General features: G+C 68.4%; 13 protein-coding genes. 9 read left to right on the plus strand and 4 right to left on the minus strand.

The window, feature by feature from the left end; all coding sequences use genetic code 11:
* Nucleotides 1-1,188: 1,188 nt before the first annotated feature.
* A complete protein-coding gene (locus NJ1_RS12570; RefSeq protein WP_157573922.1) occupies nt 1,189-2,511 on the plus strand; it encodes a ComEC/Rec2 family competence protein in 1,323 nt (440 codons plus the stop codon).
* A 113-nt stretch (nt 2,512-2,624) separates the two neighbouring features.
* Nucleotides 2,625-3,596 (plus strand): DNA polymerase III subunit delta, encoded by a 972-nt coding sequence (holA, locus tag NJ1_RS12575; RefSeq protein ID WP_067692293.1) that lies wholly within the window; start codon nt 2,625-2,627, stop codon nt 3,594-3,596.
* Between the two features lie 175 nt (nt 3,597-3,771).
* On the opposite strand, the gene NJ1_RS12580 is transcribed toward holA, so the two are convergent.
* Nucleotides 3,772-4,515 carry an LGFP repeat-containing protein gene (locus NJ1_RS12580; RefSeq protein WP_067692296.1) on the minus strand — a complete coding sequence of 248 codons (744 nt, stop codon included), beginning with the start codon at nt 4,513-4,515 and terminating at the stop codon, nt 3,772-3,774.
* Nucleotides 4,516-4,682: 167 nt separating this feature from the next.
* The gene (rpsT, locus tag NJ1_RS12585; protein WP_067692896.1) at nt 4,683-4,946 is read right to left on the minus strand and encodes a 30S ribosomal protein S20; all 264 of its coding nucleotides are present in this window, start codon (nt 4,944-4,946) and stop codon (nt 4,683-4,685) included.
* A gap of 219 nt (nt 4,947-5,165) precedes the next feature.
* On the opposite strand from rpsT, the gene NJ1_RS12590 reads away from it, so the two are divergent.
* The 4 genes from NJ1_RS12590 to NJ1_RS12605 all read left to right on the plus strand — a co-directional run bounded on the left by NJ1_RS12590 (nt 5,166) and on the right by NJ1_RS12605 (nt 9,567).
* Entirely contained in the window at nt 5,166-6,824 is a 1,659-nt protein-coding gene (locus NJ1_RS12590; RefSeq protein WP_084478133.1) for a circularly permuted type 2 ATP-grasp protein, read from the plus strand.
* 21 nt (nt 6,825-6,845) lie between these two features.
* On the plus strand, nt 6,846-7,814 hold the full coding sequence (locus tag NJ1_RS12595; RefSeq protein ID WP_067692899.1) for an alpha-E domain-containing protein: 969 nt from the start codon (nt 6,846-6,848) through the stop codon (nt 7,812-7,814).
* A gap of 70 nt (nt 7,815-7,884) precedes the next feature.
* On the plus strand, nt 7,885-8,727 hold the full coding sequence (locus tag NJ1_RS12600) for a transglutaminase family protein (RefSeq protein WP_084478076.1): 843 nt from the start codon (nt 7,885-7,887) through the stop codon (nt 8,725-8,727).
* A gap of 60 nt (nt 8,728-8,787) precedes the next feature.
* Nucleotides 8,788-9,567 carry an aquaporin gene (locus NJ1_RS12605; protein WP_067692305.1) on the plus strand — a complete coding sequence of 260 codons (780 nt, stop codon included), beginning with the start codon at nt 8,788-8,790 and terminating at the stop codon, nt 9,565-9,567.
* A gap of 81 nt (nt 9,568-9,648) precedes the next feature.
* On the opposite strand, the gene NJ1_RS12610 is transcribed toward NJ1_RS12605, so the two are convergent.
* Both NJ1_RS12610 and NJ1_RS38975 read right to left on the minus strand, forming a co-directional pair.
* On the minus strand, nt 9,649-10,230 hold the full coding sequence (locus NJ1_RS12610) for a type II toxin-antitoxin system PemK/MazF family toxin (protein ID WP_067692308.1): 582 nt from the start codon (nt 10,228-10,230) through the stop codon (nt 9,649-9,651).
* A gap of 10 nt (nt 10,231-10,240) precedes the next feature.
* Nucleotides 10,241-10,438 carry a hypothetical protein gene (locus NJ1_RS38975; RefSeq protein WP_157573923.1) on the minus strand — a complete coding sequence of 66 codons (198 nt, stop codon included), beginning with the start codon at nt 10,436-10,438 and terminating at the stop codon, nt 10,241-10,243.
* Between the two features lie 8 nt (nt 10,439-10,446).
* On the opposite strand from NJ1_RS38975, the gene lepA reads away from it, so the two are divergent.
* From lepA to NJ1_RS12630, 3 genes are all read left to right on the plus strand, one after another.
* Nucleotides 10,447-12,288, plus strand: a complete 1,842-nt coding sequence (lepA, locus tag NJ1_RS12620) for a translation elongation factor 4 (RefSeq protein WP_067692314.1) — start codon at nt 10,447-10,449, stop codon at nt 12,286-12,288.
* Nucleotides 12,289-12,702: 414 nt separating this feature from the next.
* Nucleotides 12,703-14,904, plus strand: coding sequence for a hypothetical protein (locus NJ1_RS12625; protein WP_067692317.1), 2,202 nt, complete (start codon nt 12,703-12,705; stop codon nt 14,902-14,904).
* Nucleotides 14,901-16,703 (plus strand): P-loop NTPase family protein, encoded by a 1,803-nt coding sequence (locus NJ1_RS12630; RefSeq protein WP_245717355.1) that lies wholly within the window; start codon nt 14,901-14,903, stop codon nt 16,701-16,703. The genes NJ1_RS12625 and NJ1_RS12630 overlap by 4 nt, the downstream gene beginning before the upstream one ends.
* The last annotated feature ends 29 nt before the right edge of the window (nt 16,704-16,732 follow it).

Consider the following 16,732-nt stretch of genomic DNA (forward strand, 5'->3'; position numbering starts at 1 on the left):
GCTCCGGATGACACCCGTTCGGTCACCACCGAATACCCGGGGACTCACCGGCTGCCACACATCGGGCGGCACCGGAACTCGGCTCGACCGGAGGCGCCCACGCCGAGGGTCGATCTCAGCAAGGCCCGGCACACACGCCATGAGAATTCTGCGGTCCGACCGGAATCCGATCGTGCGCCGAGCCCGGAGGAGCGCCCCGCGCGCGAGTCGATTCTCTGGGTGGTCGAGCCGGTCGGGGCCGGGCGGCAGCGGCTCGCCGATACCGTCCGCGGGCACGCGGTGCGGGCGATGCGGTGGCTCGTCAGGCCTGTCGCCGGGCGTCGCCCGGTGTCACTCGAGGCTACCTCCGGTCGAGCGGTGTTGTCGGCCATCGCTATCGGCCGTGACGACGCAGGGCCCACGGTTTCTCCATGTCGTGGCCACTGCGCGTCGCCGAATGAGTGTGGCGACCCGAGCACGGAAAGCGCCTGGTGCGAGTCGGTTGTGCGAGTTGCCGCGCCGGTGGATGGACGCCGTGCCTCGCGGCGGCTCGCAGACACGTGCCATCGAGCGATCCGGAAAGCCAGGTGGGTGCGGTGATGTTGCGGTGGGCGTGGGTAGCAGGGGAAGCGCGGTGATGCTCCGGTGGGAGTGGGGCAGCAGGGGAAGCGCGGTGACGGGGCGGTGGGTGTGGGGCGGCAGCGGGAGATCCGAGTGAGTGAGGAGCGGGGGTTTGTCGCGCTGGGGGAGGTGTTGGATGCGCGGTTGGTGCCGGCGGCGGTGTGTTGTTGGGGTGGAACGATTCTGGCGCTGATCGGCGGGTGGCGGGTGGGAATGTGGGTTGCGGTGGTGGGGGCTGCCGGGGGGATCGGGTTGTGGGCGTGGATGGTTCGGGAGCGGGCTCGACAATTGTCTGTGTGGGGCTCGGGACGTCAGGAGAGCGCGGCGCATCCGGAGGGCTCTGGGCGTCAGAAGATCGTGACGCAGCGGGAGGGCTTCGGGAGACGGGAGGGCGTGACGCAGAGAGAGGGTTTCAGGAGGCGGGAGAGCGTGGCGCAGCGGCAGAGCTTCGAGCGACAGGAGACCTCCGAAGTAGGAGAAGAGGACCTCGAAGTGTTGGCGAGCCGTGCGTTTCGGGTCGGCGAAGGAGGCGAGGCGCGGGGAAGGGGTGCTGCGGGCGGGAGGCGGTGGGGTGTCGGGTGGGTCGTTGTGGCTGCGGTGTTGGCGGGGGCCGGGTTCGCGGGCGCGGGGAGCTGGCGGGAGAAGGAAGTGGAGGGGCATCCGTTGCGGGGAGTGCGGGCGGGCGAGTGGGTGTCGGCGGTGGTGGTCGTTCGGGATGATCCGAAGGCGGTGCGGGGGAGAGGGTTCGGCGGCAAGAAGGTGATCGTTCGCGGGGAACTGGTGGAGTTTCGGGATGGGAGTGAGGTTGTCCGGGGCGGGGGAGCGGTGGTGTTGATGGCACCGGAGGCCGGGTGGCGCGGGGTGCTGCCGGGGGAACGGGTGGAGGCTCGGGGGCGGGTGGATCGGGCTTGGCGGGCGGACCTTACGGTCGCTGTGTTGCGGGTGAACGGGGCGCCGACCGTGGTGGGCGAGGCCGGGTGGTGGCAGCGGGTGGCCGGGAAAGTACGCGGGAGCTTCGCCGGCGCCGCGGGGCGGGCACTGCCGGAGGATGCGGCGGGGTTGTTGCCGGGGTTGGTGATCGGGGATACGTCCCGGTTGCCCGAGCAGGTGCGGGAGGATTTTCGGGAGGTGGATCTGGCGCATTTGACGGCGGTCAGTGGCGCGAACATCACGATTCTGCTTGGGGCGGTGCTGCTTTCGATGCGCGCGCTGACGGTGGATCCACGGGTGGGAGCGGTGGTGGCGGGAGTGGTGCTGGTGATGTTCGTAGTCGTGGCGCGGCCCTCGCCGAGTGTGTTGCGTGCGGCGGTGATGGGGGCGGTGGCATTGCTGGCCCTGTGCGCCGGGCGGCGGAAACAGGCGCTACCCGCGTTGTGTACGGCCATCATCGGGTTGATCGCGTGGTCGCCCGAGTTGGCGGTGGATCTGGGGTTCGCGCTGTCGGTACTGGCGACGGCGGGATTGATCGTGCTCGCGCCGGGCTGGTCGGATCGGCTTCGCGCACATGGCTGGTGGCGAGCGCCCGCTGATGCGGCCGCGGTGTCGGCGGCGGCGTTCGTGGTCACCACGCCGGTGGTGATCGCCATGACGGGACACCTGAGCCTGATGGCGATCCTGGTCAACATTCTGGTGGAGCCGGTCGTCGCACCGATCACCGTCCTCGGCGCGGTCGGTGCGGTGCTGTCACCGGTGTGGTCGCCCCCGGCGGAATTGGTGCTGTACTGCACCACCCCGCTGCTGTGGTGGCTGCTGAACGTCGCATCGCACTCGGCCGCACTGGGTGCGTCCGTCACCCTGCCGAGCGGCGTGCGCTCGGGGCTTGTCGCGGCGGTGCTGTGCGGTGTATTGATCGCGGCGCTGGCACCGCAGACGGCTCGGGAGGCAGCGGGACCGCCGGGAGTCGGCGGGTGACGATGGAGTGCAGCTGACGATGGAGTGCGGTTGACGACTGGAGTGCGGAACACGGACGGGCGGGAGCGTGACTGGTGGCGGGGTTGTCGGGGCGGGCTCGTAGGATCGGCTGCGTGAGCCAACGACCCGCACCCCTGCATCTCGTGCTCGGCGAAGAGGAATTGCTGATCGAGCGGGCGGTGTCGGCCATTACCGCGCAGGCCCGGGAGGGATCGAACGGTTCGGATTCGATGCCGGTGGATCGGCTGCGGGCGGGGGATGCCAGTACGGCGGAGCTTGCCGAGTTGTTGAGCCCCTCGCTGTTCGCCGAGGAACGTGTGATCGTGCTCGAGTCGGCGGCCGAGGCGGGCAAGGACGCGGTGAACGTACTGCTCGACGCCGCGGCTTCACCCCCGGAGGGCGTGGTGCTGGTGCTGCTGCACACCGGCGGCGGGCGAGCCAAGGCCATGGTGCCGGCGCTACAGAAGCTGGGCGCCGTAGTGCACGAGTGCGCCAAGGTCGGCAAGGCCGGGGAACGGGTCGAGTTCGTGCGCAACGAGTTCCGCGCCGTCAACCTGCGCGTATCGGGGGACGTGGTGCAGGCACTCATCGAGTCGGTCGGGTCCGACCTGCGCGAATTGGCCGCGGCCTGTTCACAGTTGGCGGCCGACACCGGCGGCAAGATCGACGTCGCCGCCGTGCACCGCTACTACTCCGGCAAGGCGGAGGTCTCCGGGTTCGATGTCGCGGACCTGGCGGTTTCGGGTGATCGCGCCGCCGCCATGGAAGCGCTGCGCTGGGCCACCGACCGCGGTGTCCCCGCGGTCCTGCTCGCCGATGCCCTCGCGGACTCGGTGCACACCATCGCGCGCGTCGGCTCGGCCGGACGCGGCGACCCGTTCAAGATGGCGGGCGACCTCGGCATGCCGCCCTGGAAGGTCAAGAAGGCCCAGGGCCAGAGTCGCGGCTGGACCGGCGCCACCATCGGCGAGGCCCTGCAGGTCGTCGCCGCGCTGAACGCCGATGTCAAAGGCGGAGCGGCCGACACCAATTACGCCCTCGAACACGCACTTTCGCGCATCCTCGACCTGCGCCAGCCGAGCTGAGCAGGACCTGTCGCACCTGAGTCACTCGCGCTGAGCTAGTACCTGCCGCACATGAAGTCAGCCGTGCTGAGCAGTATCTGCCACACACGAACGAGCCTGCGCCTGAGCAACACCTGCCCCGGACACGAACGAGCCCGCTCCAGAAACACGGAGCGGGCTCGAAAGATTCATGACCTCAAGGCTTCCAGGTGATCTTGCCGCCCTCGAAGTCTTGGGCTTTGCCGCCCTGGTAGTCGTATTCGTCGCCGGTCGGGTAGCCGTAGCGGCCGTTCTCCGAGCCGTTGCGCACCCACTCGTCGCGGATCGCGCCCCACACGACGCGGGTGCCGCCCTTGGACGAGGTGTAGATGGCGCCGCCTTCGAAGAGGGTGTAGCGGCCGTTGTCCTTGGACGCCTTGCCCTCATCGGAGATGGGGAAGCCCAGCGGGCTGCTCTCCCAGCCGACCGCACCGTACTTGTCGCGAATCGTGCCGCTGATCATGTGCGCGGCGGTGCCGAGGGACCAGTAGATGGACCCGCCCTGGAAGTGCTGGAAGCGGCCGGGTTTGGCGGTCGCGCCCTCATCGGTGGCCGGGTACTTGAGCGCACCGGATTCGGAGTTCAGACCCCGCCACTTCTCCCGGATCGCACCGCCGATGGCGTGCGCGTCGGTCGCCGGAGTCCAGTAGATCGAGGCGTTGTTGACGAAGTCCTGCTTCTTGCCACCGCCCGCGGCATCCATTTCCGGGCTCAGCGGGTCGCCGAAGAAGTCGGGTCCACCCGCACGGTCGTACGCGACCTCGATCGCGCCACCGACCTCGAACGGGCCGATCGGGCGGGCGGCGGCGGTGCCGAGACCGGTGGTCAGCGTGAGCGCGACCGCACCGGCGGCAAGCGCGCCGCGGCTCCAGGACGACTTCTTACGACGTAGCGGTGCCAAAAGAACTCCCAACGGGTTTGTATCCGATTGCCGGAGGATCGCAGCCATCCTGCTGCGAACCGCCCGCTCGGGCAAGTGCGCCGTGACGGGAACGACAAAAGCCGCCGTGGTCGTCGTGGCCACGGCGGCTGTTCGAAGCATTCTGTCCGGTAATGAGACCGGGAAAATCAGCCGAGCTTGTTGAAGGCCAGCGACAGCGCCGACTTCTTGTTCGCGGCCTGGTTGATGTGGATGACGCCCTTGGCGGCAGCCTTGTCCAGGCTCTTGCTCGCCGAACGCAGCAGCTCGAGCGCCTTGTCCTGCTCGCCCGCGGCAGCGGCCTCACGGAACTTGCGGATCGAGGTGCGCAGCGAGGACTTCACCGACTGGTTACGCTGACGCGCGGCCTCGTTGGTGCGAATCCGCTTCATCTGGGACTTGATGTTGGCCACGCCTGTTTCCTCGTGTTCCTTCGTGTGGGTGTATGCGGGATACAAAGTCTTGAAAACAAAGTCTTCGGGCGCGCACCACATCGATAGGGCAACGCCGACGATCGAGGTTACCAGGCGACACACCGGGGTATGAAATCGGCCCTGTCCGCTACCTGGCCGAAACCAGAAATTTATCCCGGTCCAACTGCGTGTTGCTCCTGCGTGATGGACGATTTTTGCATGACTCCCGCCGCTGCCGCGCAGGGTCCAACGAGGACATCGAAAACGGCTGCGGCCGCTCCTGTATCGAACGGCCGCGGTGTGCTCGCCGATGCCACCGCAGGGGGAGTCTTCGAGGGATACCGACCGGGCAAATACGCCCTGGCCTTTGACGAAATGTTCGATTCCGCAGGTAGGACCCGTCCAGCCTACAAGGGCATCTTCGCCGCCCTGTCCACGATCGACGCCGGCGACCTGGCCGCGCGGGCCGAGGCGCTGGCCCGCGCCTTCGCCGATCAGGGCATCACCTTCTCGCTCTCGGGTCAGGAACGGCCCTTTCCACTCGACCTTGTTCCCCGCGTGATCGCCGCCACCGAGTGGTCGAAACTCGAGCGCGGCATCACACAACGTGTAAGGGCCCTAGAAGCGTTCTTGGCCGATGTGTACGGAGATCAGACGATTCTGCGCGATCGGGTCATCCCGAAGCGCCTCGTCACCTCCTGCGCGCACTTCCATCGGGAAGCCACCGGCCTGGTCCCGCCCAACGGCGTCCGCATCCACGTCGCCGGGATCGATCTGATCCGCGACGAGCAGGGCGACTTCCGGGTGCTCGAGGACAACCTGCGCTCACCGTCCGGCGTCTCCTATGTAATGGAGAACCGGCGCACCATGGCCCGGGTCTTCCCGGACCTGTTCGCCTCGCACCGAGTCCGCGCGGTCGGGGACTACCCGAGCAATCTGCTGCGCGCCCTGCGCGCGGCGGCCGCACCCAACGAGGCCGACCCGACCGTCGTGGTGCTGACCCCGGGCGTCTACAACTCCGCCTACTTCGAACACTCACTGCTGGCCCGGCAGATGGGCGTCGAACTGGTCGAGGGACGGGACCTGTTCTGCCGCGACAGTGTCGTCTATATGCGGACCACCGCCGGGGAACGGCAGGTGGACGTCATCTACCGGCGCATCGACGACACCTATCTGGATCCCATGCAGTTCCGGCCGGATTCCATGCTCGGCATCGCGGGACTGCTCAATGCCGCCCGCGCGGGCACCGTGGTGCTGGCCAACGCGGTCGGCAACGGCGTCGGCGACGACAAGCTCGTCTACACCTATGTGCCCGCGTTCATCGAGTACTACCTGGGCGAGAAGCCGATTCTGCCCAATGTCGACTCCTACCGCTGCTGGGAGCCAGGCGAATGCGAGGAGGTGCTCGACCGGGTCGCCGAACTCGTGGTGAAACCGGTGGAGGGCTCCGGCGGATACGGCATCGTCATCGGACCCGACGCCAACGCCAAAGAGCTGGAGGCGATTCGGCGCAAGGTCCGCGCCGATCCGCGCGGCTGGATCGGGCAGCCGGTGGTGCAGCTGTCCACCGTGCCGAGCAAGATCGGCGGCGGACTCCAGCCGCGGCACGTGGATCTGCGACCTTTCGCGGTCAACGACGGCGACGACATCTGGGTGCTGCCGGGCGGTTTGACCCGAGTGGCCCTGCCGGAGGGCTCCCTCGTGGTGAACTCGAGTCAGGGCGGCGGCAGCAAGGACACCTGGGTGCTGGCCCCGAGAACCTCGGTCGCACAACGGGAGCTGGACGGCACACAACTGGTGGGCGAACAACACATCGCCCCCGATCGCGACCAATCGAGAGAGCCCTCATCGACGCGGGCCACCCAACAACAGCAGTAACTCAGCTAGGCGGTGGTCATCATGTTGGCGCGGAATGCCGAATCCCTCTTCTGGATCGGCCGTTACGTGGAGCGCGCCGAGTACACGGCGCGCATCCTCGATGTCGCGGTGCATCAATTGCTCGAGGACGCCACGGTGGACCCGGACCGCACCTCGCGGGTGCTGCTTCGGGTCCTGGGGATCGAGTCGCCCGAGCACGAACTCGACGTCTGGTCGGTGACCGAGTTGGTCGCCTTCGATCCCGACAACGGCGGATCCATCATCGACTCGGTCAGCCGGGCGCGTGAGAATGCCCGGGGGGCACGGGAAGTCACCTCCACCGAGATGTGGGAGTGCCTCAACGCCACCTACAACGGGCTGCCCGGGGCCGAGCGAGCCTCGCGGGCGCTGGGTCCGCACCAGTTCTGTCACTACATCACCGACCGCGCGGCCATGTTCGCCGGACTGTCGGACTCCACGCTCAGCCGCGATGACGGGTACCGGTTCCTGCTGCTGGGGCGATCCATCGAACGAGTGGATATGACTGTGCGGCTGCTGCTTTCGCGCGCGGGAGACCGCACCTCCTCGCCCGCGTGGGTGACGGTGCTGCGCTCGGCCGGGGCGCACGATCCCTATCTGCGCACCCATCGCGGGGTATTGGACGCCAATCAGATCGCCGAATTCATCCTGCTGGACCGGCTTTTCCCGCGTTCGGTGTTCCATTCGCTCCGGGTGGCCGAGGCGTGCCTGCAGGAATTGGATCAGCGTCCCAACAGTCGCTTCGCCGCCCGGCACGAGGCGCATCGACTATTGGGCCGGGCGCGCAGCGAATTGGAGTTCCTCCCCGCGAAGGTGCTGTTCGAGGATCTACCCAGTCGGCTGCTCTGGTTGCAGCAGACCTGCCACGAGGTCGGAGAAGCCGTGGCGCTGCAGTATTTCCACGCCGAATCCTGGGTCGCCTGGACGGGACTGCACGGCCGGATCGAACTGCGGCTGGAGGAGACGGCATGAACGGCCGGGGACCAGGGCCGGCAGCCTGCGTGATCACGGACGACCCCCGCGCGTGCTGGGGGGTACGAGTATGAGCTGGCGGATGCGGGTGGTGCACACCACGGGGTACGTGTACGACGCGCCGGTCACGCGGTCGTTCAACGAGGCGCGGTTGACTCCGCGCGCGGACAGCAGGCAGAACGTCATCCTCAATCGGGTCGAGACGGTGCCCTCGACCAGGTCTTTCCGGTACGTCGACTACTGGGGGACCACGGTCACCGCCTTCGATCTGCATGCCCAGCACACCGAACTGGAGGTCACCAGCGCGTCGGTGGTGGAGACCGAGCCGTTCGCGGGGCCCGCGGAGGAGTTGTCCTGGGAGGAACTGCGCGGTGAGTCGGTCGCGGACCGCTTCGACGAACTCCTCACTCCGACCGGGTACGTGCCGCGTGAACGGCGGCTGGGCCCGGTGGCGCGGCAGCTCGCACGCGGCGTGCCACCGGCGAAAGCTGTTGTGCGCGGGGCGGAATGGGTGCATCAGGAGATGAGCTATCTGGCGGGGACCACCTCGGTGCACACCTCGGCGGTGGAGGCGTTCGCCGAACGCCGTGGCGTCTGCCAGGATTACGCGCACCTGACGCTGCTGCTGTTGCGCAGCATGGGAATTCCCAGCCGCTACGTCTCCGGGTACCTGCATCCCGATCCCGCCGCGGAGGTCGGCAACACCGTCGCGGGTCAGATGCACGCCTGGATCGAGGCCTGGACCGGCGCCTGGTGGGGCTACGACCCGACCAACAACATTCCCGTCACCGAACAACACGTCTCGGTCGGAGTGGGTCGTGATTACGCGGATGTGCCGCCTCTCAAAGGTATCTTCAGCGGTAGCGGCTCGACCGATCTCGAAGTGGTTGTCGAGATCACTCGGCTCGCATGACGCGAAACAGCAGATGCACAAGTGCTCTCCGCTTATGCGGGACGATCCGGAAGGTGGCTGATGTCTCCTACATCGCAGGAAGTCGTCGAAGAACTATCGGAGCTGGAGCCGATCTCGCTGGGCAGGAAACTGTTCGCCGAGGCCTTCGGCACCTTCGTGCTGGTGCTCGGCGGTGTCGGCACCGCGGTGCTGGCCGGCAGCCGGGTCGGTGCGCTGGGTGTGGCGCTGGCCTTCGGCTTCACCCTGATGTTCCTGGTGTACGCGATCGGGCCGATCTCCGGCTGCCACGTGAATCCGGCGGTCACGGTCGGACATTTCCTGCTCGGGCGGCTCGACGCGATGGCCGCGGGCGCGTACATGGTCGTGCAGATCCTCGGTGGTCTGGCCGGCGGCGCGGTGATCTATGCGATCGCGCAGAATCTGCCGTCCTATGATCGCGCGGCCGACGGGCTGGGAGCCAACGGCTGGGGTGCGCACAGCCCCTCGGCGCTGGAGCTGGCGGGCATCACCGTCAACGGCTACGGGCTGGCCGCGACCATCACGGTCGAGATCCTGCTGACCGCGCTGCTGGTGTTCGTCGTGCTGGCCTCGACCGATCAGCTCTCGGACGTGCCGCTGGCGGGTCTGTCGATCGGCATCACCCTGGCGGTCATCCACCTGATCTCGATCCCGGTGGACAACACCTCGGTCAACCCGGCGCGCAGCCTCGCGGTCGCGCCGTATCAGGACGGCGCACTGGCGCAGGTATGGGTGTTCATCGTGTTCCCGCTGATCGGCGGCGTGCTCGGCGCGCTGGTCTACGGGGCGCTGTTCGGGCGCTCGCGCAACATGGTGAGCTGATACCCCTGTCGAATCCCGTGCCCCCGGTCCCGCAGGACCGGGGGCACGGTGCGTAAAAGGGGAGGCGAGCCCGGATCCGGCTCAGTGCCAGTGGTATTCGGCGCAGAGACGGTGGGCGACCAGGTCGAAGGTCTTGCGGGGGAGGATCGCGCCCTCGCGGCGGATGCCCCCCTCGGGCACGTCCAGCACGCGATCGAGGCGCACCCAGCTGGGGCGGCCCGCGCTGTCCCAGGCTCCGCTGCCGATGCCGACCCAGTTCGGGTGGTGGGCGTGGTCCTCGTTCGAGGACAGCATCAGTCCGAGCAGGGTGTCGCGCTCACGGCCCACGACCAGCACCGGCCGGTCCTTCCCGTTGCTCGCGTCCTCTTCGTAGGGGACCCAGGTCCATACGACTTCGCCCGGATCGGCACGCCCGTCCAGCTGCGGGCTGTAGACGATCATGCGGGCGCGTTCCTTGGACGGCACCCCGGCCGTGGCGGTCGGCCGGATCGCCGGACCCGCGGCCTTGCGCGGGGTCGCGACCGCGCGCACCGCGCGATCCCACATCGACGAGCTCTGCACCCGCCCGATCAGCTTCGGCGCCTGCTGCTTGACGAGATGTGTTCCCTGCTCCTTAGCGACGATCCCCAACTGCTTACCGAGAGCGTTCCACCTGCCGGCCATGTCCGGCAGCTTAACGGCGGTGGGCGAGGTTCTCATCCGGGCCGGATTCGCCTGTGCGGCCGCACAGTTCGCGAAGGGTGTCGCGAGGCTGGTCACGGCGGGTTTCGGGGAGCCCGGCCGGGGTGGTGGAGCGCTCGGGAGCGCCGGGGGCGAGCAGCGCCCCGGGCGCACCGTAGACTCCGGGGTTGACATGCCGCTGTTTCGCCATGCCGAGGAGTGACTCCGATTAGCAGCTTCGCCGATACGACGTTCACCGATCCGTCCCGGATCAGGAACTTCTGCATCATCGCGCACATCGACCACGGGAAATCGACCCTGGCCGATCGCATGCTGCAACTCACTGGAGTAGTCGAGGAGCGGGCGATGCGCGCCCAGTACCTGGACCGGATGGATATCGAGCGCGAGCGCGGTATCACCATCAAGGCCCAGAACGTGCGGCTGCCCTGGACCGTCGACGGTGAAGACTATGTCCTGCACCTGATCGATACGCCGGGCCACGTGGACTTCACCTACGAGGTCTCCCGGGCGCTGGAGGCGTGCGAGGGCGCGGTGCTGCTGGTCGATGCCGCGCAGGGCATCGAGGCGCAGACCCTCGCCAATCTCTATCTGGCGCTGGACAAGGATCTGACGATCATCCCGGTGCTCAACAAGATCGACCTCCCGGCCGCGGACCCGGACCGCTACGCCGCCGAGATCGCGCACATCGTGGGCTGCGAGCCCGAGGACGTGCTGCGGGTCTCCGGCAAGACCGGCGTCGGCGTGACCGAACTGCTGGACGAGGTCATCAAGCAGGTTCCCGCGCCCGTCGGCGACGCGGACGCGGCGCCGCGCGCCATGATCTTCGATTCGGTGTACGACACCTACCGCGGCGTCGTCACCTATGTACGCGTGGTGGACGGCAAGCTGCTGCCGCGTCAGAAGATCAAGATGATGTCCACCGGCGCGACCCACGAAATGCTGGAGATCGGCATCGTCTCGCCGGAACCCAAGGCCACCAAGGGACTCGGCGTCGGCGAGGTCGGTTATCTGATCACCGGCGTGAAGGACGTGCGCCAGTCCAAGGTCGGTGACACGGTCACCTCCGCCCGCGACGGCGCGACCCAGGCGCTCACCGGCTACCGCGAGCCCCGGCCGATGGTCTACTCCGGTCTCTATCCGGTCGACGGTTCGGACTACCCGGCACTGCGCGACGCGCTGGACAAGTTGCAGCTCAACGATGCCGCGCTCACCTATGTACCCGAGACCTCGGTCGCGCTGGGGTTCGGCTTCCGCTGCGGCTTCCTGGGTCTGCTGCACATGGAGATCACCCGCGAGCGGTTGCAGCGCGAGTTCGATCTGGACCTGATCTCGACCGCGCCGAACGTGGTCTACCGGGTCGTCATGGAGGACGGCGCCGAGCAGGTCGTCACCAACCCGTCGTTCTGGCCCGAGGGCAAGCTCAAAGAGATCTACGAGCCGATCACGCGCTGCACCATCATCACGCCGAGCGAATTCATCGGCACCATCATGGAGCTGTGTCAGGCCCGTCGCGGCGAGCTGCTCGGCATGGACTACCTGTCCGAGACCCGCGTCGAGATGCGGTACACGCTGCCGATGGCGGAGATCATCTTCGACTTCTTCGACTCGCTCAAGTCCCGCACCCGCGGATACGCGTCGCTCGATTACGAGGAGAACGGCGAGCAGGCCGCCGCCCTGGTGAAGGTGGACATCCTGTTGCAGGGTGAGGCGGTGGACGCGTTCTCGGCCATCGTGCACAAGGACGCCGCCCAGGCGTACGGCAACAAGATGACCACCAAGCTGCGCGAGCTCATCCCGCGTCAGCAGTTCGAGGTGCCGATCCAGGCGGCCATCGGTTCCAGGGTCATTGCGCGCGAGAACATTCGGGCCATCCGCAAGGACGTGCTCGCCAAGTGCTACGGCGGTGACATCTCGCGTAAGCGCAAGCTGCTCGAGAAGCAGAAGGAAGGCAAGAAGCGGATGAAGACGATCGGCCGCGTGGAGGTTCCGCAGGAAGCCTTCGTGGCCGCGTTGTCGACCGAGGATCCCAAGAAGAAGTAAGGGGTTCTCCGCCTCTCGGACTCTCGTGCCCCGCTGCTTGCGCAGCGGGGCACGAGCTTTATCCGGGGGCGGGTGGACTCTCCTGCGCCTGTTCGGGGCTGGTGGCGGCGGGCGGTGGGGGCGGGCGGTCTATGGGAAGTGGCGGGGCTCTTGACGAGGTCCGGGGTGTGGGAGAGGGTTTCGGGGCTGGACGAGACCGGGCGGATGGTTCTGGCCCGCGGTTCGTTACGCAGTCAATATCTGGGGCTTCCGTCCGGATATGTCGGGTGACAAGCTATGTGTCTCACCATCACGTGCACCACCACCAACCTGGTGGATGTGACAGACCGGATTTCCGGAAATAGGGTGTGAAACGAGTTTCAAGCGGCGGTTCGCCAGGGGCGGACCGCCGAAGTCCTGAGAGCGGGAGCTTGTATGCCACGTGATCTGCCCTTCGACGACGATTCCGCCGCCGGTGACGACGCGGGCGACGCCGCATACCGGATCGCGAACGGTGTCGCGCGGGTCTCGAGGGCGGGCGCGTATGTGACCGGCGGCGCGCTGGTCGCTGCCAGCGGCACCCGCAGCGGCGAAACCCCGGCGATCAACCACGACAGCCGCAATGTCGGCTGGTCGGAGGTCAACGATCCGCAGCCGGACGTGCCGAGCCCCACGCTCACCTTCCCCGACATCACCCCGGGTCCGGTCGCGCCGAACCATCAGGTCCCGGCCGTCGCGGCCAACGCCCCCCTGAACCACCCGGACCATCACGGCACCGATGCCGGCCTGTTCCCCGGGTTCTTCGGCTCCGAGCCCTCGTCCGATCCGAGCCTGACCGCCGGCTACCACGGCATCGGCGTGGGCACCGTCGACACCTCCGGCCTCGGCCTTCCGTACGAGGGCTACGACCCCTCCGCCGGTCTGGGCCTGCCCGTGGAACCCGCGCAGCCGTCGGGCGACTTCGGCCTGCCGGTCGGAACGCAGCCCGGCTCGCTGTTCGACGCGCAGCAGAACTTCTTCGACGCGCAGCAGAACTTCCTGCACAACAATGTGCCGGGCATGAACCTGCCGGGCAGCAACGGCATGCATCTGCCCGGTACGGGCGGCATCGTCGACCCCGGTGCGGGCATGGGTGCGGGCAACCCGTTCGAGGGCGTCGGCGACGACGGCATCGGAATCTTCGTCAAGACCAGCTGGAATGTGGACATGCACGCCGGTCTCGACGGCGTGTGGTTCACCTCGGATATGAAGGTCGATGTCGCGGTCGGCGATGTGTACGACCAGTACGTCCAGTTCGGCAAGGACGCCACCGCGGGCATGCAGAATCCGGCCGGATACAACGGCCAGCCCGCGGCCGATCCGCACGCGCCGAATGCCGGTGCCGCGGTACCCAATTCGCCCGGTCAACCCGTCGCCGGTCAGCCGGGCGGGGTGGATCCCGCCGCGCATGCGCCCGGAACGGTGACCGCCGCAACCGGTCCCGCCGCCACCGCGCCGGGTTCGCCTGTGGGTGTTCCCGGTTCGTCCGCCGGCGCCGGGAGTGGGCCGTCCGGTCTGCCCGCCGGTCCGAGCGTGCCGTCCTTCGGTGGCGCTCCGGTCGCTCCGGCGGCGGTCGCTCCCATCGCGCCGATGGCGGTCGCGCCGCCCGCGCCGATCGTGGTTGCCGCTCCGGTGGTGCCGATCGCGGTCGCGCCCGTGGCCGTCGCGCCGGTGGCCGTCGCCCAGCCGGTGGTGGCCACACCGCTGCAGACCACGATCCAGCCCGATGTCGCCAATCATCCGATCGCGAACCTGCTGGCCATGCCCGCCGGTCCGTCGCCGCTGACCGCGCCGGTCGCCAATGCGCCGACGCTGTTCGACTTCGGCCGTCAGCCCGCGCTCACCGCGAACGGCCCGGGTTCGCCCGATCATCCGGGATCCATGGCTGCCAAGCCGCTGCTGACCGACACCACCGGCAAGACCCCGCCGACGGTCAGCATTCCCACCAAGGTCGAGCCGGGGACCGTGCTCACCACCCAGCCCACCGTGCCCACCAAGATCCCGACCGCCGACCCCGGTCCGACCAAGATCCCGGTCGCGACCACGCAGCCGCCGGTCACCAAGGTGCCGCCGGTGACGAGCGATCCTGATGCGGGCACCACCCGCCCGCAGCGTCCGAGCGACGACTCCGACAGCCACGGCGGACCGTCCAACACCTGGCCGTCCGATACCGACGACGGCCCGACGCACGCGCCGTCGGTGAGCAATCCGCCGCACACCACCGCGCCGCCGGTGACCGTGAAGCCCGAGGTGCCGACGCACGAGCAGCCGACCCTGGACGTGCCCGATCCGACGGTGCCGCAGTCGATTCCGACGCAGCCACAGCTCACCACCCAGCCCAAGCTGCCCGATGCCGGGATCAAGCCGGTCAAGCCCGCGTCGGACACCGTCGATTCGAGTCATCACGCCGTCACCCCCATCGCCTACGACTCGGGACTGCAGCCGCTGCTGTCGGTGTACGACGGCGGTCCGAGCGTGCACGACGCCGGATTCACCGTGCACGATTCGGGGCTGTCCTCGAATCTGATGTCGCACAGCACCTTCGGAGACAGTAGCCACTCGATGCACGGCGTGCTCGATCACACGATGCTGCTGTGAGTGGTGCCGAACGCCTTGCCGTTGTGAAGAATCCGGATGCGATGGGGCCTCTGCTCGAGCTGCTCGACGAGCTGCTCGAGCACACCCATGCCGCGGGCCGGACCGATCTGGCCGGCCGGCTCGGCATCTCGCGGGCCCGCATCGCCGATCCGCGCGTGCGCCTGGTCGTGGCCGGTGAGTCCCAGAGTGGGATGAGCACGCTGGTGAACAGCCTGGTCGGCTCGCCGGTCAGCGCCACCGAGGGACAGGCCAGTGTGCCGGTGATCGCCGAGTACGGGCCGGAATCCACTGCCACACTGGTGAAATCGCTCGCCGGCGGGCGGGCGGAGCGCCAGCAGGTGGATCCGCTCGAGGCGGTGTCCGGGCTCGAGGCGGCCACCGTCATCCGCGCCGAGTTCACCCAGCCCAGCCCGCTGCTGGCGGAGGGTTTCGTGGTGCTGGACGCGCCCGGTTCGCCCGCCGACACCCCGGCCACCTGGTCGCTGCTGGCGGCCGCGGACGCCGTGCTCTATGTCGCGGACGCGGCCGCGCCCTTCACGCCGGCGCAGATCGAGCAGCTGCAGCGGATCCAGCAGGTGTGCCCGACCGTCGTCTGTGTGCTCAACAAGATCGATCAGTACCCGCAGTGGCCGCAGGTGCAGCAGCGCGACCGGCAGCTGCTCGACGATGCCGGGCTGGCCTTCGCCGTCGCCCCGGCCTCCGCGCGTCTGCACGAGCAGGCCACCGCCTCCGGCGATCACCGGATGGACCTGGAATCCGGTGTGCCGCAATTGCTCGACCATCTGCGCGCCTACGTGCTGGGCCGCGCCGATCTGGTCGCCGCCGACGCGGCGGTGCGCGATATCGGCCTGATCACAGACCATTTGGCGCTAGCGCTGCGCAGTGAGGGCGAGACGCTGCGGGATCCGCGCCGCTACAGCGTGATCACCGAGCAGCTGCGCCGCACCCGTGAGGAGGCCGAGCAGCTGCGCCAGCGCTCGGCCAACTGGCAGGTCACCCTCGCCGACGGTGCGGGCGAGCTGATGGCCGACACCGAGCACGACCTGCGCCACCGGCTGCGCAGCCTGATCCGTGATGCCGAGGCCGACATCATGAAGCGCGATCCGGCGCGGCGCTGGCCGGAGTTCGGCGGCGAGCTCGACGCCAAGATCTGCGAGGCGGTGGAGGAGAACTTCGTCATCGCGCACTACCGCTCGGTGGAACTGTCCGAGCAGGTGGCCGCGAAGTTCCCCGATCGCGGGATCCCGAGTCCCGATCTGCGCCTGGACAATCCGGGCGACGTCGGCGAGGTGCTGGAACCGGTCGCCGCCCTGGACAACCTGGACAGCGCGAAACTCGGTGTCACCCAACAGGTCCTGACCGCGCTGCGCGGCTCCTACGGCGGCGTGCTGATGGTCGGCCTCGCCACCAGCCTGCTGGGCATGTCCCTGGTGAACTGGTACTCCGCCGGTGCGGGCGTGCTGCTGGGCGTGAACGCCCTGTGGGACGACCGCAAGGCGCGCACCAACCGCCGCCAGGCCGAGGCCAAGGTGGCGGTGTCCCGGCTCATGGACGATGTGATCTTCCAGGTCAGCAAGGAGTCCCGCTACCGCCTGCGCGCGGTACAGCGTTCGCTCCGAGACCATTTCACCGAGATCGCCACCGAGACCCTCCGCTCGGTCGACGCCTCCCTGCGCGCGGCCGAGGAGGCCGCCGCCGTGCACTCGGGCACCCGTCGCGAACAGCGGCTGACCGAGATCGAGACCTCCCTGGTCCGCCTCCGCGACCTGCGCGAGCGCGCTGACGCCATGGTCGACTGACAGAGGGCATGGTCGGCTGACGGCGGCCA

Origin of the sequence: Nocardia jejuensis NBRC 103114 (assembly GCF_001613145.1) — a bacterium.
Classification (GTDB): Bacteria; Actinomycetota; Actinomycetes; order Mycobacteriales; family Mycobacteriaceae; genus Nocardia; species Nocardia jejuensis.

Coding starts and splice junctions, on each gene's coding strand:
- NJ1_RS12590 (WP_084478133.1), top strand. CDS start 5,166: ATGACTCCCGCCGCTGCCGCGCAGGGTCCAACGAGGACATCGAAAACG.
- NJ1_RS12595 (WP_067692899.1), top strand. CDS start 6,846: ATGTTGGCGCGGAATGCCGAATCCCTCTTCTGGATCGGCCGTTACGTG.
- NJ1_RS12600 (WP_084478076.1), top strand. CDS start 7,885: ATGAGCTGGCGGATGCGGGTGGTGCACACCACGGGGTACGTGTACGAC.
- NJ1_RS12605 (WP_067692305.1), top strand. CDS start 8,788: ATGTCTCCTACATCGCAGGAAGTCGTCGAAGAACTATCGGAGCTGGAG.
- NJ1_RS12610 (WP_067692308.1), bottom strand. CDS start 10,230: ATGGCCGGCAGGTGGAACGCTCTCGGTAAGCAGTTGGGGATCGTCGCT.
- NJ1_RS38975 (WP_157573923.1), bottom strand. CDS start 10,438: ATGGCGAAACAGCGGCATGTCAACCCCGGAGTCTACGGTGCGCCCGGG.
- NJ1_RS12625 (WP_067692317.1), top strand. CDS start 12,703: ATGCCACGTGATCTGCCCTTCGACGACGATTCCGCCGCCGGTGACGAC.